Origin of the sequence: Pseudomonas sp. TAE6080, assembly GCF_018732265.1 — a bacterium.
GTDB classification, from domain to species: Bacteria; Pseudomonadota; Gammaproteobacteria; order Pseudomonadales; family Pseudomonadaceae; genus Aquipseudomonas; species Aquipseudomonas brenneri.
In genome coordinates this window covers 15,888-38,518 of the sequence record NZ_JAHIDY010000026.1, presented here as the reverse complement: position 1 = coordinate 38,518, position 22,631 = coordinate 15,888, and the positions used below count along the sequence as shown (strand labels likewise).

25 protein-coding genes are annotated in these 22,631 nt (G+C 61.5%); 5 read left to right on the top strand and 20 right to left on the bottom strand.

Annotated elements, in window-relative coordinates:
* Positions 1 to 22: 22 nt before the first annotated feature.
* From KL786_RS19105 to KL786_RS19045, 13 genes are all read right to left on the bottom strand, one after another.
* Positions 23 to 955 (bottom strand): S66 peptidase family protein, encoded by a 933-nt coding sequence (locus KL786_RS19105; protein ID WP_215518610.1) that lies wholly within the window; start codon positions 953 to 955, stop codon positions 23 to 25.
* Positions 956 to 1,110: 155 nt separating this feature from the next.
* Positions 1,111 to 2,112, bottom strand: coding sequence for a lipoyl synthase (gene lipA / locus KL786_RS19100; RefSeq protein ID WP_162237654.1), 1,002 nt, complete (start codon positions 2,110 to 2,112; stop codon positions 1,111 to 1,113).
* A gap of 25 nt (positions 2,113 to 2,137) precedes the next feature.
* On the bottom strand, positions 2,138 to 2,785 hold the full coding sequence (gene lipB / locus KL786_RS19095) for a lipoyl(octanoyl) transferase LipB (protein WP_032861701.1): 648 nt from the start codon (positions 2,783 to 2,785) through the stop codon (positions 2,138 to 2,140).
* A complete protein-coding gene (locus KL786_RS19090) occupies positions 2,785 to 3,060 on the bottom strand; it encodes a DUF493 domain-containing protein (protein ID WP_015886061.1) in 276 nt (91 codons plus the stop codon). The genes lipB and KL786_RS19090 overlap by 1 nt, the downstream gene beginning before the upstream one ends.
* Positions 3,061 to 3,145: 85 nt before the next feature.
* A complete protein-coding gene (locus KL786_RS19085; RefSeq protein WP_029292257.1) occupies positions 3,146 to 4,303 on the bottom strand; it encodes a D-alanyl-D-alanine carboxypeptidase family protein in 1,158 nt (385 codons plus the stop codon).
* 182 nt (positions 4,304 to 4,485) lie between these two features.
* Positions 4,486 to 5,481 carry a septal ring lytic transglycosylase RlpA family protein gene (locus tag KL786_RS19080; protein ID WP_032861700.1) on the bottom strand — a complete coding sequence of 332 codons (996 nt, stop codon included), beginning with the start codon at positions 5,479 to 5,481 and terminating at the stop codon, positions 4,486 to 4,488.
* The gene (gene mltB, locus KL786_RS19075; RefSeq protein WP_215518609.1) at positions 5,481 to 6,491 is read right to left on the bottom strand and encodes a lytic murein transglycosylase B; all 1,011 of its coding nucleotides are present in this window, start codon (positions 6,489 to 6,491) and stop codon (positions 5,481 to 5,483) included. Before mltB ends, KL786_RS19080 begins: the two co-directional genes overlap by 1 nt.
* Positions 6,492 to 6,508: 17 nt before the next feature.
* Positions 6,509 to 7,612 carry a rod shape-determining protein RodA gene (gene rodA / locus KL786_RS19070; RefSeq protein WP_050593408.1) on the bottom strand — a complete coding sequence of 368 codons (1,104 nt, stop codon included), beginning with the start codon at positions 7,610 to 7,612 and terminating at the stop codon, positions 6,509 to 6,511.
* A 31-nt stretch (positions 7,613 to 7,643) separates the two neighbouring features.
* A complete protein-coding gene (gene mrdA, locus KL786_RS19065) occupies positions 7,644 to 9,539 on the bottom strand; it encodes a penicillin-binding protein 2 (protein ID WP_215518608.1) in 1,896 nt (631 codons plus the stop codon).
* A 15-nt stretch (positions 9,540 to 9,554) separates the two neighbouring features.
* Entirely contained in the window at positions 9,555 to 10,022 is a 468-nt protein-coding gene (gene rlmH, locus KL786_RS19060; protein ID WP_003185785.1) for a 23S rRNA (pseudouridine(1915)-N(3))-methyltransferase RlmH, read from the bottom strand.
* Positions 10,023 to 10,031: 9 nt separating this feature from the next.
* The gene (rsfS, locus tag KL786_RS19055) at positions 10,032 to 10,526 is read right to left on the bottom strand and encodes a ribosome silencing factor (protein ID WP_032861691.1); all 495 of its coding nucleotides are present in this window, start codon (positions 10,524 to 10,526) and stop codon (positions 10,032 to 10,034) included.
* Positions 10,527 to 10,596: 70 nt separating this feature from the next.
* Positions 10,597 to 11,241 carry a nicotinate-nucleotide adenylyltransferase gene (gene nadD, locus KL786_RS19050; protein ID WP_032861688.1) on the bottom strand — a complete coding sequence of 215 codons (645 nt, stop codon included), beginning with the start codon at positions 11,239 to 11,241 and terminating at the stop codon, positions 10,597 to 10,599.
* Positions 11,241 to 12,506, bottom strand: a complete 1,266-nt coding sequence (locus KL786_RS19045; RefSeq protein ID WP_215518607.1) for a glutamate-5-semialdehyde dehydrogenase — start codon at positions 12,504 to 12,506, stop codon at positions 11,241 to 11,243. The genes nadD and KL786_RS19045 overlap by 1 nt, the downstream gene beginning before the upstream one ends.
* A gap of 175 nt (positions 12,507 to 12,681) precedes the next feature.
* Here KL786_RS19045 and KL786_RS19040 point away from each other — a divergent pair, with 175 nt between their 5' ends.
* The gene (locus KL786_RS19040) at positions 12,682 to 13,365 is read left to right on the top strand and encodes a DNA-3-methyladenine glycosylase (protein WP_215518606.1); all 684 of its coding nucleotides are present in this window, start codon (positions 12,682 to 12,684) and stop codon (positions 13,363 to 13,365) included.
* A 144-nt stretch (positions 13,366 to 13,509) separates the two neighbouring features.
* Positions 13,510 to 14,826, top strand: coding sequence for a bifunctional DedA family/phosphatase PAP2 family protein (locus tag KL786_RS19035; RefSeq protein WP_215518605.1), 1,317 nt, complete (start codon positions 13,510 to 13,512; stop codon positions 14,824 to 14,826).
* 1 nt (position 14,827) lies between these two features.
* Here the strand turns inward: KL786_RS19035 and KL786_RS19030 are convergent, their stop codons facing one another.
* From KL786_RS19030 to KL786_RS19015, 4 genes are all read right to left on the bottom strand, one after another.
* Positions 14,828 to 15,034: a hypothetical protein gene (locus KL786_RS19030; RefSeq protein ID WP_215518604.1), complete on the bottom strand. Its 207-nt coding sequence runs from the start codon at positions 15,032 to 15,034 to the stop codon at positions 14,828 to 14,830.
* 107 nt (positions 15,035 to 15,141) lie between these two features.
* Positions 15,142 to 15,732 (bottom strand): LON peptidase substrate-binding domain-containing protein, encoded by a 591-nt coding sequence (locus KL786_RS19025; RefSeq protein ID WP_032861680.1) that lies wholly within the window; start codon positions 15,730 to 15,732, stop codon positions 15,142 to 15,144.
* 21 nt (positions 15,733 to 15,753) lie between these two features.
* A complete protein-coding gene (locus KL786_RS19020) occupies positions 15,754 to 16,470 on the bottom strand; it encodes an LrgB family protein (RefSeq protein ID WP_065942795.1) in 717 nt (238 codons plus the stop codon).
* The gene (locus KL786_RS19015; RefSeq protein ID WP_032861676.1) at positions 16,467 to 16,829 is read right to left on the bottom strand and encodes a CidA/LrgA family protein; all 363 of its coding nucleotides are present in this window, start codon (positions 16,827 to 16,829) and stop codon (positions 16,467 to 16,469) included. The genes KL786_RS19020 and KL786_RS19015 overlap by 4 nt, the downstream gene beginning before the upstream one ends.
* A gap of 280 nt (positions 16,830 to 17,109) precedes the next feature.
* Between KL786_RS19015 and KL786_RS19010 the strand changes: the two genes are divergently transcribed.
* The 3 genes from KL786_RS19010 to KL786_RS19000 all read left to right on the top strand — a co-directional run bounded on the left by KL786_RS19010 (position 17,110) and on the right by KL786_RS19000 (position 20,093).
* Positions 17,110 to 17,565: a MaoC family dehydratase gene (locus KL786_RS19010; protein ID WP_032861675.1), complete on the top strand. Its 456-nt coding sequence runs from the start codon at positions 17,110 to 17,112 to the stop codon at positions 17,563 to 17,565.
* A 138-nt stretch (positions 17,566 to 17,703) separates the two neighbouring features.
* Positions 17,704 to 19,422 (top strand): C13 family peptidase, encoded by a 1,719-nt coding sequence (locus KL786_RS19005; protein WP_215518603.1) that lies wholly within the window; start codon positions 17,704 to 17,706, stop codon positions 19,420 to 19,422.
* Positions 19,423 to 19,451: 29 nt separating this feature from the next.
* Entirely contained in the window at positions 19,452 to 20,093 is a 642-nt protein-coding gene (locus KL786_RS19000; protein ID WP_090292147.1) for an oxidoreductase, read from the top strand.
* A gap of 128 nt (positions 20,094 to 20,221) precedes the next feature.
* Here the strand turns inward: KL786_RS19000 and KL786_RS18995 are convergent, their stop codons facing one another.
* The 3 genes from KL786_RS18995 to mpl are packed head-to-tail and all read right to left on the bottom strand — an operon-like array spanning position 20,222 to position 22,474.
* Positions 20,222 to 20,506, bottom strand: coding sequence for a YceK/YidQ family lipoprotein (locus KL786_RS18995; protein WP_215518602.1), 285 nt, complete (start codon positions 20,504 to 20,506; stop codon positions 20,222 to 20,224).
* Entirely contained in the window at positions 20,499 to 21,128 is a 630-nt protein-coding gene (gene ubiX / locus KL786_RS18990) for a flavin prenyltransferase UbiX (protein ID WP_032861669.1), read from the bottom strand. Before ubiX ends, KL786_RS18995 begins: the two co-directional genes overlap by 8 nt.
* Positions 21,125 to 22,474: a UDP-N-acetylmuramate:L-alanyl-gamma-D-glutamyl-meso-diaminopimelate ligase gene (gene mpl / locus KL786_RS18985; protein WP_032861668.1), complete on the bottom strand. Its 1,350-nt coding sequence runs from the start codon at positions 22,472 to 22,474 to the stop codon at positions 21,125 to 21,127. The genes ubiX and mpl overlap by 4 nt, the downstream gene beginning before the upstream one ends.
* Positions 22,475 to 22,631: the final 157 nt, after the last annotated feature.

Below are 22,631 nucleotides of genomic sequence, written 5' to 3'. Positions count from 1 at the left end.
GGCCTGACAGACGACTAAATACTCAGGGTTTGAACACCACATCCTGCTCCAGCACCAACCGCTGCTCCCCCGCATCCAGTCTTACCAAGGCGCCCATCGGCAAGGTCAGGTTCGGGTCGCAATGGCCGCTGCGCCAGCCAGCCAGGACCGGGATGCATAACGGCTCGAAGGTCTGCTTCAACAGCCGCTCCAGTGCAACGCTATCCACCCCTGCCACATCCCCCACCAGCACACCGCGAACCTGCGCCAACTTGCCCGCCAGGCGCAAATGCGTCAGCAGGCGGTCGATGCGGTAGATCGGTTCGTTGACGTCCTCGATAAACAGGATGATGCCCTCGGCATCGATTTCGAACGGCGTGCCCATCACGGCCGCGATCATTGACAGGTTGCCCCCCAGCAGGCGCCCACTGGCGATGCCTGGCTCAACGGTGGTCAACGGGTAGGCCACCGGGTGCGCCAGCACACTGCCTGCGCCCAGTTGGCCACGCAGCAGGCTGAACAGCGATGATTCGGTGGGCTGTTGCTTGTCACCCAGCAGGTCGGCATTGAGCATCGGGCCGTGGAAGGTCACAAAACCGGCGTAGCGGCTGATTGCCAGGTGCAACGCGGTGATATCGCTGTAGCCGACGAAAGGCTTGGGGTTGGCGGCCAGCAGGGCAAAATCCACACCGTCGAGCAAGCGCGGGGTGCCGTAGCCACCGCGCAGGCAGAAGATGGCGTCGATATCTGGGTCGGCGAAGGCCGCATGCAGGTCACGCAGGCGTACTTTGTCGCTGCCGGCCAGGTAGCCGTCGCGCTCATACACCCCCGAGAAGATCCGCAGCTCGTAGCCACGGGTACGCATCCATTGCCCGGCCTTTTCCACATCCAGTGCGGCGGGGCCGGCGGGGGCGATCAGGCCGATAGTGCCTTCAACTCGCAACGCGGGTACGACGGCACTCGGTTGAGCGGTCATCCATGTTCTCCCTATCTGTAACGCAGAACCCAATGTGGGAGCGGGCTTGCTCGCGATGCAGGCGCCTCGGTATATCAGTTGCACCGAGGTGATGCTATCGCGGGCAAGCCCGCTCCCACACAAGCCCGCATTCCACATTGATTCTGCGGTGCGGCTTACGAAACCAGGCTCGCCTTGACCAGCTTGGCCTGTTCGTCGGCGTGGTACGACGAACGTACCAGCGGGCCCGAGGCAACGTTCTTGAAGCCCATCTTGTAGCCTTCTTCGGCAAACCAGGCAAAGGTGTCCGGGTGCACGAAGCGCTGCACTGGCAAGTGACTGCGCGACGGTTGCAGGTATTGGCCGAGGGTCAACATGTCGATGTCGTGTTCGCGCATGCGCTTCATGACTTCGATCACTTCTTCGTCGGTTTCGCCCAGGCCCAGCATCAGGCCGGATTTGGTCGGGATGTGCGGCATCATCTGCTTGAATTTCTGCAGCAGGGTCAGCGACCACTGGTAGTCCGAGCCCGGACGCGCGGCCTTGTACAGGCGTGGCACGGTTTCCAGGTTGTGGTTGAACACATCTGGCGGCTCGGCGGCGGTGATTTCCAGCGCCACGTCCATCCGGCCACGGTAGTCAGGGACCAGGGTTTCGAGCATCACGTTCGGCGACAGTTTGCGGATTTCGCGGATGCAGTCGGCAAAGTGCTGGGCGCCGCCGTCACGCAGGTCATCGCGGTCTACCGAGGTGATCACCACGTACTTGAGTTTCAGGTCGGCAATGGCGATGGCCAGGCTTTCTGGCTCGTTGACGTCCAAAGGCTTGGGCCGGCCGTGGCCAACGTCGCAGAACGGGCAACGACGGGTGCAGATATCACCCATGATCATGAACGTCGCGGTGCCGCCGGAGAAACACTCACCCAGGTTCGGGCAAGAGGCCTCTTCACACACGCTGTGCAGCTTGTGTTTGCGCAGCAGGGCCTTGATACGGTCGACTTCCGGCGAGACCGGGATGCGTACGCGGATCCAGTCGGGCTTTTTCGGCAGTTCGGTGGTCGGGATGATCTTCACCGGGATGCGTGCAACCTTCTCGGCGCCGCGCAGCTTGACGCCGGCTTCCACCTTGGCACGCGGAGCCGGGGCCGGACGGTCGGTAATGTCCAGCGTCGGGATCATGGTTTGCACAACATCAGTAGTCATATCAGTCGATTCCGCCCGTCAGGGTCGTCTGCTCAGCATAGTCGAGGTGTTTGACGAGCTGCGCGCGCAGCCGGGCACTTACCTCGGCAAATTCTATGGGTGTTGCATGATCGCTCAACTGGGTCATGGCCAAACCGGCGTAACCACAGGGATTGATCCGGCGAAACGGCGCCAGGTCCATGTCCACGTTCAGGGCCAGGCCGTGAAAGGAACAACCATGGCGGATGCGCAGGCCCAGAGAGGCGATTTTCGCGCCGTCGACATACACACCTGGTGCATCGGGCTTGGCTGCCGCGGTTACGCCGTAGCTGGCCAACAGCTCGATCAGGCAGGTTTCCATGCGACTGACCAGATCACGCACGCCAAACCCCAGCTTGCGCACATCCAATAGCAGATAGGCCACCAGTTGCCCGGGGCCATGGTAAGTCACTTGGCCACCTCGGTCGACCTGCACCACCGGAATATCACCCGGAAGCAGTAGATGCTCAGCCTTGCCGGCCTGGCCCTGGGTGAATACCGGCGGGTGTTCCACCAGCCAGATTTCATCAGGAGCCGAAGTGCCGCGCTCGTTGGTGAACCGTTGCATCGCATGCCAGACCGGCTCGTAGGCCATCTGGCCAAGCTCGCGAAAGCCCAGGACCTGTGACATCACAACACCATGTGCACGAAGCCGGTGGCCCGCAGTTCACTGTTGATGTTGTAGAGCTGGTCTTGATCAGTCGCAACGATGTGCAACTGGATCGTGGTGTATTTGCCGGTAGAGCTGGATCGCTCATCCACGCGCTGATCGTTGATCGTAGCGTGCTTGCGCACGATTTCGAGGATCAGGTCTTTGCGGCCGACACCGGTATCGCTGATCACCTTGATGGGATAGTCCACCACCGGGAATTCGATCTTTGGCGCCTTTACTTCTTTATCGGTCATGGCGTAACGGCCTCGTAAGCGGTAAGCCGTGGCGACGAGCAAAGCCCCGCGTCGGATCAACGCGGGGCTTTGCGGGTGCACACAATCAGTTGAACAAGCCGTAGAAGAATAGACGGATGCTATCCCACACGCGGCGGAAGATACCACCTTCCTCAACAGCGTCGAGTGCGATCAGATCGGCACTGTGTACGACTTTGTCGTCCAGCTTCACTTCGACTTTACCGATCACATCGCCCTTGGCGATTGGCGCGGTCAGTTGTGGGTTCATGGTCATGCTGGCAGCCAGTTTCTTCAGTTGGCCTTTAGGCATGGTCAGGGTCAGGTCGTCAGCCAGGCCGGCCTTGACTTGACGCTCGGTACCTTTCCAGACCGGAGCCTGGGCCAGTTCAGCGCCCTTCTGGTAGAAGGTCTGGGTTTCGAAGAAGCGGAAACCGTAGGTCAAGAGCTTCTGGGTTTCAGCCGCTCGGGCCTGTTCACTGTTGGTGCCGAACACCACGGCAATCAGGCGTTGGCCGTCACGTACTGCCGAGGACACCATGCAGTAGCCCGCTTCGTCAGTGTGGCCGGTTTTCAGACCGTCGACGGTCTTGTCGCGCCACAGCAACAGGTTGCGGTTAGGTTGCTTGATGTTGTTCCAGAAGAACTCTTTCTGGGAGTAGATGGCGTAGTGCACCGGGTCGACACGAATGATCGCGCGCGCCAGGATCGCCATGTCATGGGCCGACGAGTAGTGGTCTGGGTTTGGCAGGCCAGTCGGGTTCATGAAGTGGCTGTTGGTCATGCCCAGGTCAGTCACGGTTTTGTTCATCATGTCGGCGAATGCATCTTCGCTGCCGGCAATGTGCTCGGCCAGGGCGACGCTGGCGTCGTTGCCGGACTGGATGATGATGCCGTGCAGCAGGTCGCTGACAGTCACCTGGGAGCCGACCTTGATGAACATCCGCGAACCGCCGGTACGCCAGGCGTTTTCGCTGACGGTCACCGGATCGTTTTCACCGATCTGGCCACGACGAATTTCCAGGGTTGCGATGTAGGCGGTCATCAGCTTGGTCAGGCTGGCTGGCGGCAGGCGCTGGTCACCGTTGTTTTCGACCAGCACGTTGCCGCTGGCGGCATCCATGAGCACGTAGGACTTGGCAGCCAGTTGCGGTGGAGCTGGCATCATTTCGACGGCCCAGGCAGCGGGCGCGATGATCAGCGGGACAAGCAGGCACAGGCGTTTGGCTAAGGTGGTGATGTTCATCCGTCTCTCGAAATTGCTTATGGAAACTTGCCCTCGCGGGCAAAACATTCAGACAACCCGTTGCCAGGCTGTCGCGTATTCAGTTGCCAGCTCAACCCTTGCCTTCGGGTTTTTATTATTCGACGAGCCTGCAACCAGGGCCCCGGCACGCAAGCGCGCCAGCACCCTCGATCCGCTACTGTTTATTCAGCGCTGACCACGCTGGGCTGACCCAGGTTGGCCAATCGCACGCTGTTCTGCACTTGGGCAATTTCGCCCGCCGAGCCGATGGGGCCCAGGCGTACCCGGTGCAGGGTCTGCTGGTTACGCACGATGGAGCTGATAAATACCGGCGCGCTGACCATCCCGCTGAGCTTGGACCTTAACAGTTCTGCCGCATCCGGGTTGGCGAAAGCGCCGACTTGCAGGTACTGCCCGCCCGCTGCACTGCCCGGCGCCGCCTGTGGCACGGCCACGACTGGCGCAGCGTGTTGCTGGGGCGGCGGCGTCCACTGTTCGACCTTGCCCGCCGAGGCGGTGATCTGCGGCTGTGCGCTTTGTGGTTCGTTGAGCATCAACGGCGCCGGCTTGCCGCGCTGCGCCCAGTATTGGGCCGGGTCGATGCCTTCGACCTTGACCCGCGCCGTGCCGGATTCGGCATAACCGAGTTTTTTCGCGGCAGCGTAGGACAAGTCGATGATTCGGTCGGAATAGAACGGCCCGCGGTCGTTGACCCGCAGGATCACCACGCGGTTGTTGTCCAGGTTGGTCACCCGTACATAGGCCGGCAGCGGCAAGGTCTTGTGCGCCGCGCTCATGCCGTACAGGTCGTACACCTCGCCGTTGGCGGTGTTCTGGCCGTGGAACTTGGTGCCGTACCAGGACGCTGTGCCCGATTGCACGTAGTTCTTGGACTCTTGCAGCGGGAAGTAGGTCTTGCCCAGTACAGTGTAGGGGTTGGCCTTATAGTTGCCGGTATGCAAGGTCGGCGTGGCATCCGGGATACGCGAGACGTCGACGTCCCACCACGGCGCGCCGTCCTTGTGGGCCCGGTTGATATCCAGCCCAGGCTGCGCGCGGACTACCGGGCCAGCGGCCTTCTGCGTCGGCGCACGGCTGGTGGAACAACTGACAACCAGCAAGGACAATGCGGCCAGCGCCACCAGCTTGAGCGGTTTATTGATTGGCGATACCCGCATTACTTGACGCCCCGTGCTTGAACCAGCATGTCTGACAGCTGATGCACGGCCATGGCGTACATCACACTGCGGTTATAACGCGTGATTGCGTAAAAATTCTTCAGGCCCATCCAGTATTCAGGGCCATCGGCGCCTTCCAGGCGGAAGGCAGTAACCGGCATATCATCGCGCAGCGCATCATGACTTGACCAGCCCAGCGCCCGCAACTCCCCGACGGTTTTCACCGGTTCGATACCCTGGGTCAGGCCTTCATCGGCGCGATCCCCCGTGACATCCGCACGGATCACCACCGGTTCGCCACCTACCCAGCCATGACGCTTGAAGTAACTGGCAACGCTGCCAATGGCATCATCGGGATTGCTCCAGATATTGATGTGGCCGTCACCGTCAAAATCCACGGCGTAGGCGCGAAAGCTGCTGGGCATGAACTGTGGCAGGCCCATGGCCCCGGCGTAGGAGCCTTTGAGGGTCAGTGGGTCGACCTGCTCTTCACGGGCCAGCAGCAGGAACTCACGCAGTTCCTTGCGGAAGAATTCGGCGCGAGGCGGGTAATCGAAGCCCAGGGTCGACAAGGCATCGATCACCCGATAACTGCCGGTATTGCGCCCATAAAAGGTTTCAACACCGATGATCGACACGATCACCTGGGCCGGCACGCCGTATTCTTTCTCGGCACGAGCCAGCACGGCCTCGTGCTGGCGCCAGAAGTCCACACCCCGTGCCACACGGGCGTCGGTGAGGAACATCGGGCGATATTCCTTCCACTGTTTGACGCGCTCGGCGGGCCGGGAGATCGCGTCGAGGATCGCCTGCTTGCGCTGAGCCTCGCGGAACACGCCCATCAGCTGTTCGCCGGCGAAACCGTAGTCACGGGTCATCTCACCGACAAATTCGGCGACCTGGGGCGAGCCGTCGTAATCGCCGGCCAAGGCCTGCGGTGAAACGCCGAAGGCGCCCAACAGGCCCAGACAGGACGCATACCGAGCAGCCCAGCCGCGCATTACTTGCATTGACATCTTCACCTTATTCAAACCTGTGCGATCCACTTACGATGGGTATGGATCGACATCAAAACCCCAAACGCTGACAGTAATGTCACCAGCGAAGTTCCGCCGTAGCTAATGAACGGCAACGGCACCCCAACCACCGGCAGCAGGCCACTGACCATACCGATGTTGACGAAAACGTAAACAAAAAAAGTCATTGTCAGCGCACCGGCCAGCAATTTGCCGAACAACGTCTGCGCTTGCGCGGTGATTACCAGGCCGCGCCCGATCAACAGCAAGTAGATCAGCAGCAGCGCGCAAATGCCCACCAGGCCGAACTCTTCGCCCATCACCGCGATAATAAAGTCGGTGTGGCTTTCCGGCAGGAAGTCCAGGTGCGACTGGGTGCCGAGCAGCCAGCCCTTGCCAAACACCCCGCCGGAACCGATGGCGGCCTTGGACTGGATGATATTCCAGCCGGTGCCCAACGGATCGCTCTCGGGATCGAGGAAGGTCAGCACCCGCTGCTTCTGATAATCGTGCATGAAAAAGAACCACATGGCGATCGCCACCGGCACGGCCGCCACCAGCACACTGACGATCCAGCGCCAGCGCAGGCCGCCCATGAACAGCACGAACGCACCGCCCGCAAGGATCAGCAGGCCGGTGCCAAGGTCTGGCTGGCGCACAATCAGAATGAACGGAATGCCGATCAGGATCAGGCTGATCCCCACGTGCTTGAGCTGCGGCGGCAACGTGCGCTTGGCCAGGTACCAGGCGATGGTGGCCGGCATCAGGATCTTCATGAATTCCGACGGCTGGAAGCGAATCACCCCCGGGATGTTGATCCAGCGGGTGGCACCCATGGCGTTATGCCCCATGACATCCACCACCACTAGCAACAGGACGCCGGCGACATACCCCAGCGGTACCCAGCGCGCCATGAAACGCGGTTCCAGCTGGGCGATGACCACCATCGACAACAGGCCCAGACCGAACGACGACGCCTGTTTGATCAACAGGTCCCAGTTCTTGCCGCTGGCCGAATACAGGACAAACAGGCTGCCAGCCGCCAGGGTCAGCAGCAGGATCAGCAACGGGCCATCAATGTGCATGCGCTGCAACAAGGTGGCGCGGCGACGCATCACATCTTCACTGGAGAGGATGCGGTCAAAATTACTCTTCACGGGCCGTAGCCTCCGCGCTTGAAGGGTTGGCAAACTCAGGCTTGAGCTTGCCGTCCTGATCCAGCAACCAGGCGTCCATGATCTGGCGCACCACCGGAGCGGCCACACCCGAACCGGACTCACCGTTTTCGACCATGACTGCTACGGTGATTTTCGGGTTGTCGGCCGGGGCGAAACCGACGAACAAGGCGTGGTCACGATGGCGCTCCTGAACCTTGGAGCGGTCGTATTTCTCGCCCTGCTTGATCGCGACCACCTGGGCGGTACCGCTCTTGCCGGCAATCCGGTACTGCGCACCGGTAGCCGCCTTGCGCGCAGTGCCCCGCGCACCGTGCATCACTTGTTGCATGCCGTGGTTGACCTTGGCCCAGTCGGATGGGTCACGCAGGATGATGTCCGGGATCGGGTTGTCATCCACCGGCTTTTCACCCTCGATGGTCTTGGCCAGGTGCGGGCGAATCCACTTGCCCTTGCTGGCCACCAGCGCCGTGGCCTGGGCCAGTTGCAAGGGCGTGGCCTGCATGTAGCCCTGGCCGATCCCCAGGATCAGGGTCTCGCCAGGGAACCAGGCCTGGCGACGGGTGGCGCGCTTCCATTCCCGGGAAGGCATCAGGCCTGGGGATTCTTCAAACATGTCCAGGGACACTTTCTGACCGAGGCCGAACTTGCCCATGTAGGTCGACAAACGATCGATCCCCAGCTTGTGGGCCAGGTCATAGAAGTAGGTGTCGTTGGAACGCATGATCGCCGTATCCAGGTCCACATAGCCGTCGCCGGTGCGGTTCCAGTTACGGTATTTGTGATCGTAGTTGGGCAACATGTAGTAACCCGGATCGTAGACCCGGCTGGAAGCGGTGACCACACCAGCATCCAGGCCGGCAATCGCCACCGCCGGCTTGATGGTCGAACCCGGCGGATACAGACCGCGCAGCACCCGGTTGAACAGCGGCCGGTCGATGGAGTCGCGCAACTCGGCATAGGCCTTGAAGCTGATCCCGGTCACAAACAGGTTGGGGTCGAAACTCGGCTGGCTGACCATTGCCAGGACCTCGCCGGTGTTCGGATCCAGCGCAACCACCGCGCCGCGCCGGCCGCCAAGGGCCATTTCTGCGGCCTCCTGCAACTTGATATCCAGGCTCAGGACAATGTCCTTGCCGGGGATCGGGTCGGTCCGCTTGAGTACCCGCAACACACGGCCACGAGCGTTGGTCTCGACTTCCTCGTAACCCACCTGGCCGTGCAGTTCCGGCTCGTAGAAACGCTCGATACCGGTCTTGCCGATGTGGTGGGTGCCGCTGTAGTTGACCGGATCGAGGGTTTTCAGCTCTTTTTCGTTGATCCGCCCCATGTAACCGACCGAGTGGGCAAAGTGCGCCCCTTGCGGGTAATGGCGCACCAACTGCGCCACCACCTCCACACCCGGCAGGCGGAACTGGTTCACCGCGATCCTGGCGATCTGCTCTTCAGTCAGCTCAAACAGGATCGGCACCGGTTCAAACGGACGCCGCCCCTGCTTCATGCGCTTTTCGAAGATTACCCGGTCTTCCGGAGTCAGTTGCAGCACCTCGACAATCACATCGAGGATCTGCTGCCAGTCACCGGAGCGCTCGCGGGTCATGCTCAGGCTGAAACTGGGCCGGTTATCGGCGATCACCACGCCATTGCGGTCGAAAATCAGGCCACGGGTCGGCGGAATCGGCTGCACATGCACCCGGTTGTTTTCCGACAGCGTGGAGTGATATTCGTACTGGATCACCTGCAAGTAATACAGACGGGCGATCAACACGCACATCAGCACCACCACCGCGATCGCGCCAAAGATCACACGCGCGCGTACAAGACGTGCGTCTTTCTCGTGGTCCTTGATGCGGATCGGCTGGGTCATCAGGCAGGGCGCAGACTATTTGTGATAAGGGTGCCCGGACAGGACTGTCCAGGCGCGATACAGCTGTTCACCGATCAGGATCCGTACCAGCGGATGCGGCAGCGTCAGGGGCGACAGCGACCAGCGCTGGTCGGCCCGCGCGCAGACTTCCGGCGCCAGCCCCTCGGGGCCGCCGACCATGAAGTTGACCGTGCGCGAATCCAGGCGCCAGCGATCCAGTTCCACCGCCAACTGCTCGGTGCTCCAGGGCTTGCCGTGCACCTCAAGGGTGACGATGCGCTCGTTGGGACCGACCTTGGCCAGCATCGCCTCGCCTTCCTGACGGATAAAGCGCGCCACATCGGCGTTCTTGCCCCGGGTGTTGAGCGGTATTTCCACCAGCTCCAGCGCCAGTTCGGATGGCAGACGCTTGGCATATTCATGCCAGCCTTCTTCCACCCACTTGGGCATGCGTGAACCGACAGCGATCAGGCGCAAGCGCACAGCCGTTCCTTATTCCTGGTCTTTGTTGAGCTTGTCGAAGTGCGCGTGGCCGACTTCAGGGCTGTGGTGCTTGCCATCGGCGGCACGGCTCTGCTCGGCACCTTTCCACAAGCGCTCCAGGTCGTAGAACTGGCGAGCGTTGCTGGTCATCATGTGCACGATCACCGTGTCCAGGTCAGCCAGTACCCAGTCGCTGTCGCCCTTGCCTTCTTCACCCAATGGCTTGACGCCCTGGGCTTTGACGGCTTCGCGGACCTTGTCCAGCATCGCGCCGATCTGGCGGTTGGAAGTACCGGTGGCGATGATCATGAAGTCGGTGATGCTTTGCTTGTCGCGCACGTCCAGGACCTGGATGTCCTGGGCCTTCACGTCTTCCAGGGCGGCGACGGCCAGCGCTACCAGCGCTTCGCCCTCAGGAGCCGGGACCAGCAGGGCTTCCACCGGCAACGGTGCGCTCTTGAAGGTGCCTTTGCGCTTAACTTTGCTTACGTCTTTGTTCGTCATATAAAACTCGTTTTGCTCATTAGTTCGGGCGCTTCAATACACGACTATTCGTGCCTTCAAGCGCGCCTTTTCAGTTCGACGCACGGTAAAGCCCGTGCGCATCGATGTAGGCCAGGACCGCGTCAGGCACCAGGAAACGTACCGACTTACCGCTGGCCAGCAGTTGACGGATCTGGGTGGCGGACACCGCAAGCGGGGTCTGCCAGACGAATGCAATATTCCCACTCGGCCCGGTCAGGGCCTGTGGGTCACTTACCGACCGCGCTGCCAGCAGGTTGCGCAAGGCATCCGGCGGTTCGCTGTCGGCATCCGGGCGTTGCAAAACCAGGATGTGGCAATGCTGGAGCAACTCTTCCCAGCGATGCCAAGTGGGCAGGCCGCAAAATGCGTCCCAGCCCAAAAGCAGAAACAACTGGTCATCGGCAGCCAACTCGGCCCGCGTCTGTTCCAGGGTGTCGATAGTGTAGGACGGTTTATCGCGCTTGAGCTCGCGGTCGTCCACCACCAACGGGGCAATCCCGGCCACCGCGCACTGCACCATTGCCAGGCGCTCCTGCGCGCTGACCTGCGGTGTATCCCGGTGCGGCGGCCTGGCGTTGGGGATCAGCCGCAGCTCTTCCAGCCCGAGGGTATCCGCCACTTCCAGGGCACTGCGCAAATGGCCGATGTGCACGGGGTCGAAGGTACCGCCGAGCAGCCCGATGCGTTTACCCATCAAGTGCGCACATGGCCATCGCCAAAGACCACGTACTTCTCGCTGGTCAAGCCTTCCAGGCCAACCGGGCCACGGGCGTGGAGCTTATCGGTGGAAATACCGATCTCCGCCCCCAGGCCATATTCAAAGCCGTCGGCAAAGCGTGTCGAAGCGTTGATCATCACCGACGCGGAGTCCACTTCGGTGAGGAAACGCCGGGCATCGCTGAAATGCTCGGAAACAATCGCATCGGTGTGCTTGGAGCCGTAGGTATTGATGTGCTCGATGGCCTGGTCCAGGTCATCAACGATCCGAATCGACAGGATCGGCGCGGTGTATTCGGTGTACCAATCCTGCTCAGTGGCTTCGATTACATCGCCGCCCAGCAACGCCCGGGTACGCTCGCAGCCGCGCAGCTCAACACCCTTGTCACGATAGATCGCAGCCAATGGCGGCAACACGCGCTCGGCAATGCCGGCGTGGACCAACAGGGTTTCCATGGTGTTGCACGGCGCGTAGCGGTGGGTCTTGGCGTTATCGGCAATGCGGATCGCCTTGTCGAGATCGGCCGCAATGTCGATATATACGTGGCAGACGCCATCCAAATGCTTGATCACTGGCACCTTGGCATCGCGGCTGACGCGCTCGATCAGGCTCTTGCCACCGCGCGGCACGATCACGTCGACAAATTCAGGCATGGTGATCAGCGCGCCCACGGCAGCGCGGTCGGTGGTTTCCACCACTTGCACCACGTGTGCTGGCAACTCGGCCACGGCCAGGCCTTGCTGGATGCAGGCGGCGATGGCGCGGTTGGAGTTGATGGCCTCGGAGCCGCCACGCAGGATGGTGGCGTTGCCGGACTTGAGGCACAGGCTCGCAGCGTCGATGGTCACGTTCGGACGCGACTCATAGATGATGCCGATCACACCCAGGGGCACGCGCATCTTGCCGACCTGGATCCCGGACGGCAGGTAGCGCATGTCGCGGATTTCACCGATGGGGTCAGGCAGCTTGGCCACCTGGCGCAGGCCTTCGATCATGTCGTCGATACGTGCCGGCGTCAGCGCCAGGCGATCGAGCAGTGCCGGTTCCAGACCATTGGCCCGGCCATTGGCCAGGTCCTGCTCGTTGGCGGCGATCAGCTCGGAGCGCGAGGCATCCAGAGCGTCGGCGGCAGCCAGCAGGGCACGGTTCTTCTGCGCAGTGCTCGCACGGGCGATCAACCGCGAGGCCTGACGGGCAGCGCGACCCAGGCGGGTCATGTAGTCAAGAACGGACTCAGTCATGGTCTGGAGGTCTTGGCAAAGAGGAAAGCGGCAGATTATAGCTGTCGCGCCGTCCTACGGACAGCGGTGAGGGGCGGATGGTCGAAATGAACTGCAAAAAGACGACGTTCAGCGGTGATTAAGCCTGGAGTTGATATCATCCTGTCACATTTGGCCTGCGCAACCGTCAATCGTCATGTCCAGTTTTTCGCCCAAGATCCCCGCCAGCCCCCTGCCTGATGGCTTTTTCGACCGCGACGCGCAAACGCTCGCGAAAGATTTGCTGGGCAAAGTCATCCGCCATCGCGCCGGAGATGTGTGGCTGTCGGCGCGAATTATTGAAACCGAGGCCTATTACCTGGCCGAAAAAGGCAGCCATGCATCCCTCGGCTACACAGAAAAGCGTAAGGCTTTGTTTCTGGATGGCGGGCACATCTATATGTACTACGCCCGTGGTGGCGACTCCCTGAACTTCAGCGCCCAAGGGCCGGGCAATGCCGTGCTGATCAAGTCGGCCTACCCGTGGGTGGATGAGGTCTCAGGGCCGGGCAGCCTGGCGCAAATGCTGCTGAACAACCCTGACGCCAGCGGCCGGCCGCGCCCGGCACAGAAGCTCTGCGCCGGGCAAACACTGCTGTGCAAGGCCTTGGGTTTGAAGGTGCCAATGTGGGACGCCAAGCGCTTCGACCCGCTGCGACTGTACGTCGAGGATGTGAGCCTTACGCCCGCGCAGATTATCCAGACCACCCGCCTGGGCATTCCCGGTGGGCGGGATGAACACTTGATGTATCGCTTCGTCGACGCCGGCTATGCGGCGTATTGCACACGGAACCCGTTGCGACGCGGTCAGGTCGAAGGCCGCGACTACGTTTTGATTTGAAAACCTGCGTCCTCTTGTAGGGGCGAGCTTGCTCGCGAAAAACGTCCAGGCGCCAGGTTTATCCAGGATGCCCGCGTTATCGTTAGCGATTTTCGCGAGCAAGCTCGCCCCTACAGAGGATACGACCATTGATGGAGTGATTGTATGGGCCCATGGCTCGATGGCATTACTGGCTGGCTGACCCTTAACCCGCAATGGCTGGCGGCGGCGGTGTTTATCGTCGCGTTTGTGGAGTGCCTGGCCATTGCCGGGATTATCGTGCCAGGTACGGTGTTGCTGTTCGCCATTGCCGCACTGGCCGGCAGTGGTGCGTTGTCCCTGGGCGAAACCCTGCTGCTGGGCTTGCTCGGCGGGCTGCTGGGCGATGGGATTTCCTACTACCTGGGTCGGCATTTCCACCAGAATATCCGGCGCCTGCCCGGCCTGCGTCATCATCCCGAATGGATGGACGGTGCCGAAGCCTACTTTCAGAAGTACGGCATCGTCAGCCTGCTGGTAGGACGCTTCATTGGCCCGCTGCGCCCCATGCTGCCCATGGTCGCCGGGATGTGCGACATGCCATTCCCGCGCTTTGCTGCCGTCAGCGTGCTGGCCGCCGCTGGCTGGTCGGTCGCCTACCTGTTGCCTGGCTGGGCCGCAGGTGCAGCGTTCCGCCTGCCGCTGCCCGAAGGGTTCTGGCCTGAGGCTGGGGTGGTTGCCGCCTGTCTGGCCGTGTTGTTCGGTATCGCCCTCAACAGCACCCTGCGCGGCCACCGCCGGGCCACGCTGTGGGTGGGCTGCGCCAGCCTGGCCTTGTTGATTGCGATGTTTATCGGTTATCCGTACCTGAACCACTTTGACCAGGGCTTGATGGCCCTGGTCCAGGAGCATCGCAGCCCGACCATGGACCGGGTCATGGTGATGATCACGCAGTTGGGTGAGTTCAAGAAGATGTTCGTCGCCAGCGCCGTGCTGACCGGCCTGCTGTTCCTGGCACGGCAATGGCGCCAGGGGATCTTTGTCGGCGCCACACTGCTGGGCGCCGCGCTGATCAATACCGGGAGCAAGCTGTTCTTTGCCCGTGGCCGACCAGAAATCCTCGTCGACCCCCTGACCAGCTTCAGCATGCCTAGCGGTCACGCCTCGGGCTCATTTGCGTTCTTCCTCGCGCTGGCGGTGCTGGCCGGTCGCGACCAACCGATTCGCATGCGCCTGGCCTGGCTGCTGCTGGGAGCGATCCCGGCCGCCGCCATTGCACTGTCACGGGTGTATCTGGGGGCGCACTGGCCGAGCGACATCCTGGCTGGCACCTTGCTAGCAATGACGGTTTGCGCCTTCAGCCTGACGCTGAGCCAGCGCCAGAGCTCGCTACCACCCATGACGCCAAAGGTGTGGTGGCTGATCGTGCCGGGATGCGTGGCGGTTCTGGGGTTCTTTGCCCTGACCGGGACCTCCCACGCCCTGCTGCGCTACGCCTACTGATCTAGGCCGGACCGACCCAGTCCACGGGAGCGCTACGCCGTTCAGCGCAGCGCTCCCGGCGTTCGAACAACATCTCATCGGCGATTTCGGCAGCCCGCTCGGCAATGTACTCCGGGCCACGATCGCCGGCCTGCTGAATCAATTGCGCGGTCACACTGACAAAAAAAGCATCCCAGATCGGCTGCTCCGATGGCGACAATCGAATCATGTTCATTCCCTGACAGTAGTGGCTGAAGCTCCACTATTTCAGGCGATGGGCACCCGGCATCGAAGAAAAATCCGAACCTTGCGTGGATAAATCCGAGGCAACCCGGCTCAGGGAAACAGTTCACCCTGCAACTCATCCAGCAGCAATTGGATCGCATCCAGACGCTGCTGGGGGTCGTCGAGTTGCAGCAACTCGATCTTGTCGGCGTCGGTGAACGGCAACAGGTAGGCAAGGCGGTTGCCCAACACCTGCTGCCCCTGCGCATCGGCACCCATGTCCAGCGAGGCGACCATCGGGTGCTCCGCCAGGGCCTCAAGCAGCGCCAACAAATCAGCATCCTCCTCGTCCAACGGGCGCTCGGGGAGGTCTTCCAGCCACTCGACATCTGCTACCAACAGTTGATCGCGCTGCACATCCGCCTCGCGCACCCGAAACCTGCGCCCACCCTCGACACGAATCCCCAGCAAGCCATTGTCCTGCTGCTTGAAATCACGAATCAGCGCTTCGCAACCAATCACTGCATAGCCATCGGGTGCCAGGCCGACTTCCTGGCCATCAAGGATGCAGACCACGCCGAAGCCTTCGCCCTTTTTCATGCAGCGGCCGATCATGTCCAGGTAGCGCGCCTCGAACAGTTGCAGGTCGAGGGTGCAGCCTGGAAACAGCACGGTATTGAGAGGGAACAGCGCCAGACTCATAAAGCGTTCCTTAAACCCGACTTAAATCGCCAAAGACACGGCCAGTGGCAGGAACACTGCCGTGGCCACGCCCATCAAACTCATCGCCAATGCGGCAAAGGCGCCGCACTCCTCGCTTTCCTGCAAGGCCACCGAGGTGCCGACAGCATGGGCGGTCATGCCCAGGGCCATGCCCCGCGCCTCCGGGCTGTGTACCCCCAGGCGCGACAGGTAGGCCGGCCCGATCATCGCACCAATCACCCCGGTGATCAGCACGAACACCGCCGCCAGTGCCGCGACGCCACCGATCTGCTCGGCCACCAGCATGGCGATGGGCGAGGTCACCGACTTGGGCGCCATGGTCATCAGCACCATGTGTTCGGCACCAAACCACCATCCCAGCCACACACACAGGCCGGTGGCAAACACACCACCCACCACCAGCGTAGTAAAAATCGGCCAGAACAGCTGACGAATCCGTCGCAGGTTCAGATACAGCGGCACCGCCAGCGCCACGGTGGCCGGGCCCAACAGGATGCTCATGATCTCGGTGCTTTTGCGGTACTCGACGTAGGTCAGCCCACACCCCAGCAACACGCCGATCACCAGCAACATCGATACCAGCACCGGTTGCAGGAAGATCCAGCGGGTCTTTTCATACCCCGCCAGTACCAGTTGATAGGCACCCAGGGTAATGCCGATGCCAAATAAAGGATGGTGGATCACCGCGGCCCACGCGCCCTGCCAATCGAAGGTCATTGCCCCTCCTCCCGCCGTGCCTGGCGCTTGACCAGCTTTTGCATCAACACGCCGACAAAGCCCATGGCGATCACCAGCGATAACACCAGCGCGCCGACGATGGCCCAGAAATCGGCAGCAATGTCCTTGGCATACACCATCACCCCCACCGCCGGCGGCACCAGCAGCAACGGCAGGTAACGCAACAGGCTGCTGGCCGCCAGGCTCAACGGCTCGCCGACTTCGCCGCGCCACACCAGATACGCCAGCAGCAACAGCAGGCCGACAATCGGCCCCGGCAAGACCGGCAGGAACAAATGATTGATCGCCGTGCCCAGCAATTGGAACAACACCAGCCAAGTCAAACCGCGTAACAACATCTGCCTTCCCTCCAAAAGCCCTTGGCCATTATAAGCATGCAGCCCCTATGAACTGGCATTCGCCAAAAGCATGGTGGGTTGACCGGACCATTGGCCCATGATGATCTACATTGGTTCTCTGTAATCCACCGAAAACAACATCCCCCCTGTAGGAGCGAGCTTGCTCGCGAAAATCGTCAACGATAACGCGCGCACCCAGGCAGTACGCGGTGACATTGGGTTCTTCGCGAGCAGGCTCGCCCCTACAGGGGAATAGATTGATGAACCAAGGAGAGTCGCAATGCCCTTCGTACCTGTAGCGCAACTCAATGATTATGTCGGCAAGGAACTGGGACGTTCCGCATGGCTCACCATCGACCAGGAGCGTATCAACCTGTTCGCAGAAGCCACCGGCGACTATCAGTTCATCCACGTCGACCCGGTGAAAGCCGCCCAGACCCCATTTGGCAGCACCATTGCCCATGGCTTCCTGTCGTTGTCGCTGATCCCCAAGCTGATCGAAGACATCCTGATCATGCCTGAAGGCTTGAAGATGGCCGTCAACTACGGCCTGGACAGCGTGCGGTTTATCCAGCCGGTTAAAGTCAATTCCAAGGTGCGCCTGGCAGTGACCCTTACCGACGCAACCGAGAAAAAACCTGGCCAGTGGTTACTCAAGGCGACCTGCACCCTGGAAATCGACGGCCAGGAAAAACCCGCCTATATCGCCGAGTCGTTATCACTCTGCTTCGTCTGATGCACATGTAGGAGCCAACTTGCCGGCGACGGCGTTTTTGCCGACGCCATCGCCGACAAGTCCTGATTACCACACAGACCACTAGGTATAGCTTCCCCCGCTGCGGCATACTCGGCGCTCAATTATCCGGATCCCGCTATGCGCCCAATCGTTCCCCTTGCTCTGGCCTTGTTGCTCACCGCTTGCGGCGACGGCGAATCCCTGTTGCCGCCCGACGCACGGCTGCCGGACGGCGGGCGTTATCGCGGGGATGTGGTCGATGGGCTGCTGCAAGGCCAGGGCCGGGTGGACTACCCCAATGGCAGTTGGTACGCCGGGCAATTCGACAAGGGCCAGTGGCACGGCCAGGGTGAATGGCACGGCAGCAACGGCGAAGTCTATAAAGGGCAGTTCCAGCAAGGTCTGTTTGATGGCCAGGGCACCCTGACCACGGCGGCCAACACCTACGTCGGCGGCTTCAAACAAGGCCGGCGCAATGGCGAAGGCACCCTCAAAGAGGGGCAAATGACCTATCGCGGCGAGTTCAAGGACGACCAGTATTCCGGCCTCGGGCGCCTGGAGCTGGCGGACGGCAGTCAATACCAGGGGCTGTTCGCCCACGGCAAGCCCAACGGTGAAGGCCAGCGCAACGACGACAGTGGCAACCAGTTCAGCGGTCACTTCGTCAACGGCCAACTGGAAGGCAACGGCACCTTCAACAGTGCCGAAGGCGACATGTACATCGGCCACTTCAAGCAGAACCAACTCAACGGCAAGGGTCGTTATGAAAACGCCGATGGCGACGTGTGGACCGGCGAGTTCCGCGAAGGCGCCCTGAGCGGCAAGGGCGAACTGACCGGTGTGGATGGCAGCCATTACATCGGGCAATTCAGTGATTGGCGCTTTACCGGTGAAGGGCGCCTGAACCTCAGCGACGGCAGCTTCTACGTCGGCGGCTTCGACAACGACAGTTATCAGGGCCAGGGCACCCTGGTGCTCACCGACGGCACCGTGCAAGCCGGAACCTGGCTCAACGGCCTGCGCGTGCGCGATGCCGACGGCAAGCTGTTGCCCGATACCCTCGAAGTCGGAGTACTGGCCCAGGGCCACTTACTTGATGAGGCCCTCGCGGCCGTGCCGGCGTCTACCCCGGCCGTCGAGCTGTACAGCCTGGTGGTGGCTGGTGACGGCAAGCAAAGCGTATTCCTGCGCGAGGCCGACTATGTCAGCAACCTGCTGGCCAGTCGCTTCGGCGCACGCGGCCAGATCCGCCTGGTCAACCACCGCGACCATATCGCCGACCGCCCGATGGCGACCCGCGAAAGCCTGCGCCGTGCCATACAGACCCTGGCCGAACGCACCGGCCCCGAAGATCTGGTGTTTATCTACCTGACCAGCCATGGCACCCACGAACACCAACTGGTGCTCGACCAACCGCGCATGGAATTGGCCGACCTGCCGAGCGACGAACTGGCCGCCGTGATGGCGCCACTGAAAAACCGCGACAAGGTCATTGTTATTTCCGCGTGCTACTCCGGTGGGTTCATCCCGGCGCTCAAGGATGAACACACCCTGATCATGACCGCCTCGCGCGCCGATCGTGTGTCGTTCGGCTGCTCGGAAGAAGCCGACTTCACCTACTTTGGCGACGCACTGTTCGCCCAGGCCCTGAACCAGACCGACGACTTGCAGCACGCCTTCAAGCTGGCGCAACGGCATGTGACCGAACGAGAGATGGCCGACAATTTCGAAGCCTCCGAACCGCAGATCTGGGCCCCCAAGAGCGTCATCGCCCGCTGGCAATCATTACGTAAACAGCAGGCACGAAAGGCGCTGGAAAGCGTCTCTATCAATAGCAAGGAAGCAAAGAGCAACTAAGCTGAAACTGTATCAAGGGGGGAAACACCATGTACTTGACGCCTCAGCATATATTGCTTGCCGGAGCCTCGGGCTTGACCGGGGAACATCTGCTGGACCGCCTGCTCAACGAGCCCACCGTCACCCGCGTACTGGCACCCAGCCGTCGCCCGCTGGCCGAACACCCGCACCTGGAAAACCCCGTCGGCGACCCGGCGGTATTCCTGCCGCAACTGAGCGGGCGGGTGGACCTGGCCTTCTGCTGCCTGGGCACCACCCTGAAAAAGGCGGGGTCGGAGGCGGCTTTCCGCGCCGTCGACCTGGACATGGTCGTGGCGTTCGGCAAGCGTGCCCGGGAAATGGGAGCGCGGCACCTGATCGTAATCAGCGCGATTGGCGCCGATCCGAAATCCTCGGTGTTCTATAACCGCGTCAAGGGCGAAATGGAGCAGGCCTTGAAAGCCCAGGGCTGGCCACAACTGACCATCGTGCGACCTTCGCTGCTGTTGGGCGAGCGCCTGGAAACCCGGCTGGCGGAAAAGCTCGCAGGGCCGTTGTCGCGGCTGATTCCCGGCAAGTATCGCGGCATCGAAGTGTGTGAACTGGCCCGGGCCATGTGGCGCCTGGCGCTGGAGGAGCAGGACGGGGTGCGGGTTGTCGAGTCGGATGAGTTGCGTAAACTCGGCAAGTGAGTCTGCGGTGCCTGCATGGGCCTCATCGCTGGCAAGCCAGCTCCTACATTTGATTTGTGAATCCATTCAAGTGTGGGAGCTGGCTTGCCTGCGATAGGGCCCGCCCAGACAACATCCATCGCTACAGGCTACAACCCACCCGTAGCATTAAACCCAACCCCCAACACCGTCAACGCCGACAGCGGCAACAACAGCGTGTCGAGCAACGCACTGGCTGGCAGATCAAGACCCGGATAGCTCGGCGCTTGCGCACCGAAGCGATCCATGGCGCAACAACCACCCTGCATCGCATACAAGTCCAGGCGCGTCCCCGCATAGACCACCGGCGCGCCGGGTTTCGCTGCATCCAGGGTGCGCGCCGTGGCGCAACCCGCCAGGTGCAGCGCCAGCACGATCAACAGCGCTTTATTCATCGCTGCTCAAATGATGCTCACCCCAACGCGGCAGCATGTCCTGGGGGATATTCAGCAGGTTGAGGATCCGTGCCACCACAAAATCCACGAGGTCATCGATGGTCTGCGGCTGGTGATAAAAGCCCGGGGACGCCGGCAAGATGGTCACGCCCATGTTCGACAACTTGAGCATGTGCTCCAGGTGAATGCTCGAATACGGCGCCTCGCGCGGCACCAGGATCAACTGACGGCGCTCCTTCAAGGTCACGTCGGCCGCGCGCTCGATCAAATTGTTGCAGGCCCCGGTGGCGATGGCCGACAAGGTGCCCGTAGAGCACGGCACCACCACCATCGCCGCCGGCGCACCGGAACCGGAAGCCACCGGCGACATCCAGTCTTCCTTGCCGTAGACCTTGATCTGCCCCGCCGCCGCGCCGGTGTATTCGGTAAGGAAGGCCTGCATCATCTGCACTTTGGGCGGCAGCGAGACATCCGTCTCGGTGGCCATCACCAACTGCGCCGCCTTGGAAATCAGGAAGTACACCTCGCGGTCTTCGCGCACCAGGCAGTCCAGCAGGCGCAACCCATAAGGCGCACCGGACGCGCCGGTCATCGCCAGGGTGACGCGCTCCGGCCCGCTCACTGCAGGGCCTCGGCGAGTTTGCCGTGCAGGCCGCCGAAACCGCCGTTGCTCATGATCACCACGTGAGTGCCGGGTTTGGCCTGGCTCTTGACCCGTTCGATGATGCCTTCCAGCGAATCACTGACAATCGACGGCACGCTGCAGAGTTTGGCCACGGCCGCCAGATCCCAACCAAGGTTGGCCGGCGCGTACCACACCACCTGGTCGGCATCATTGACGCTTTCCGGCAGGCCGTCGCGGTGTGCGCCCAGTTTCATGGAGTTGGAGCGTGGCTCGATAATGGCGATCACCGGCGCATCGCCGACGCGCTTGCGCAGGCCATCAAGCGTGGTGGCAATTGCCGTGGGGTGGTGGGCAAAGTCGTCGTAGATGGTGATCCCGTTCACTTCAGCGACCTTTTCCATCCGCCGCTTGACGCTCTTGAACGCACTCAGCGCGGCAATACCCATGGCTGGCACCACACCGACATGGCGCGCAGCCGCCAGGGTCACCAGGGCGTTGGCGACGTTGTGCTGGCCGGTCATGTCCCAGTCGACAATGCCCTGGGCCTCGCCCTCGAACAGCACCTCGAACCTGGAGCCATCCTCGCGGAGCAACTTGACCTGCCATTGGCCGCCCGCGCCAGTGGTTTGCACCGGCGTCCAGCAGCCCATCTCGATCACGCGCTGCAAAGCCGGCTCGGTAGTCGGATGGATCACCAGGCCTTCGCTGGGGATGGTGCGCACCAGGTGATGGAATTGCCGCTCGATGGCCGGCAGATCAGGGAAGATATCCGCATGATCGAACTCCAGATTGTTCAGGATCGCCGTGCGTGGGCGGTAGTGAACGAATTTGGAACGTTTGTCGAAGAAGGCGCTGTCATATTCATCGGCCTCAATTACAAAAAACGGCGTGTCGCCCAAGCGCGCCGATACCGAGAAATTCTGCGGCACACCGCCGATCAGGAAGCCGGGGCTCATGCCCGCGTGCTCCAGCACCCAGGCCAGCATGCTGCTGGTAGTGGTCTTGCCGTGAGTACCCGCCACCGCCAGCACCCAGCGGCCTTGCAGCACATGATCGGCCAGCCATTGCGGGCCGGAGACGTAGGGCAGGCCTTTGTTCAGCACGTATTCCACGGCAGGGTTGCCACGGGACATGGCATTGCCGATCACTACAAGGTCCGGGACCGGGTCAAATTGCGCCGGGTCGTAGCCTTGGGTCAGCTCAATGCCTTGAGCCTGCAACTGCGTACTCATGGGCGGATAAACGTTGGCATCGGAGCCGGTGACATGATGGCCCAGCTCTTTGGCCAGGACCGCCATTGAGCCCATGAAGGTGCCGCAAATACCGAGAATATGAATGTGCATAGTCAACCTCGTAAAACATCGAGGCAGGTTAGCGCAGGGTGGGAAAAATCGCACTCTTTTACTGCGTCCCGAAGAGTTGCAATCAAGCCCGCTACTTGGGCATTCCTGCACAGCACCAAGCTTGATTGCACACCCTTGGCTAAACAAAAAAACGCAC

Coding starts and splice junctions, on each gene's coding strand:
- KL786_RS19025 (WP_032861680.1), bottom strand. CDS start 15,732: ATGAGTCTGGCGCTGTTCCCTCTCAATACCGTGCTGTTTCCAGGCTGC.
- mrdA (WP_215518608.1), bottom strand. CDS start 9,539: ATGACCCAGCCGATCCGCATCAAGGACCACGAGAAAGACGCACGTCTT.
- KL786_RS19080 (WP_032861700.1), bottom strand. CDS start 5,481: ATGCGGGTATCGCCAATCAATAAACCGCTCAAGCTGGTGGCGCTGGCC.
- KL786_RS19020 (WP_065942795.1), bottom strand. CDS start 16,470: ATGACCTTCGATTGGCAGGGCGCGTGGGCCGCGGTGATCCACCATCCT.
- rodA (WP_050593408.1), bottom strand. CDS start 7,612: ATGCGTCGCCGCGCCACCTTGTTGCAGCGCATGCACATTGATGGCCCG.
- KL786_RS19015 (WP_032861676.1), bottom strand. CDS start 16,829: ATGTTGTTACGCGGTTTGACTTGGCTGGTGTTGTTCCAATTGCTGGGC.
- mltB (WP_215518609.1), bottom strand. CDS start 6,491: ATGCAAGTAATGCGCGGCTGGGCTGCTCGGTATGCGTCCTGTCTGGGC.
- KL786_RS18995 (WP_215518602.1), bottom strand. CDS start 20,506: ATGAATAAAGCGCTGTTGATCGTGCTGGCGCTGCACCTGGCGGGTTGC.
- lipB (WP_032861701.1), bottom strand. CDS start 2,785: ATGTCACAGGTCCTGGGCTTTCGCGAGCTTGGCCAGATGGCCTACGAG.
- KL786_RS19010 (WP_032861675.1), top strand. CDS start 17,110: ATGCCCTTCGTACCTGTAGCGCAACTCAATGATTATGTCGGCAAGGAA.
- KL786_RS19035 (WP_215518605.1), top strand. CDS start 13,510: ATGGGCCCATGGCTCGATGGCATTACTGGCTGGCTGACCCTTAACCCG.
- rsfS (WP_032861691.1), bottom strand. CDS start 10,526: ATGACGAACAAAGACGTAAGCAAAGTTAAGCGCAAAGGCACCTTCAAG.
- KL786_RS19040 (WP_215518606.1), top strand. CDS start 12,682: ATGTCCAGTTTTTCGCCCAAGATCCCCGCCAGCCCCCTGCCTGATGGC.
- KL786_RS19000 (WP_090292147.1), top strand. CDS start 19,452: ATGTACTTGACGCCTCAGCATATATTGCTTGCCGGAGCCTCGGGCTTG.
- lipA (WP_162237654.1), bottom strand. CDS start 2,112: ATGATCCCGACGCTGGACATTACCGACCGTCCGGCCCCGGCTCCGCGT.
- KL786_RS19085 (WP_029292257.1), bottom strand. CDS start 4,303: ATGAACATCACCACCTTAGCCAAACGCCTGTGCCTGCTTGTCCCGCTG.
- KL786_RS19030 (WP_215518604.1), bottom strand. CDS start 15,034: ATGATTCGATTGTCGCCATCGGAGCAGCCGATCTGGGATGCTTTTTTT.
- KL786_RS19045 (WP_215518607.1), bottom strand. CDS start 12,506: ATGACTGAGTCCGTTCTTGACTACATGACCCGCCTGGGTCGCGCTGCC.
- mpl (WP_032861668.1), bottom strand. CDS start 22,474: ATGCACATTCATATTCTCGGTATTTGCGGCACCTTCATGGGCTCAATG.
- KL786_RS19105 (WP_215518610.1), bottom strand. CDS start 955: ATGACCGCTCAACCGAGTGCCGTCGTACCCGCGTTGCGAGTTGAAGGC.
- KL786_RS19005 (WP_215518603.1), top strand. CDS start 17,704: ATGCGCCCAATCGTTCCCCTTGCTCTGGCCTTGTTGCTCACCGCTTGC.
- nadD (WP_032861688.1), bottom strand. CDS start 11,241: ATGGGTAAACGCATCGGGCTGCTCGGCGGTACCTTCGACCCCGTGCAC.
- KL786_RS19090 (WP_015886061.1), bottom strand. CDS start 3,060: ATGACCGATAAAGAAGTAAAGGCGCCAAAGATCGAATTCCCGGTGGTG.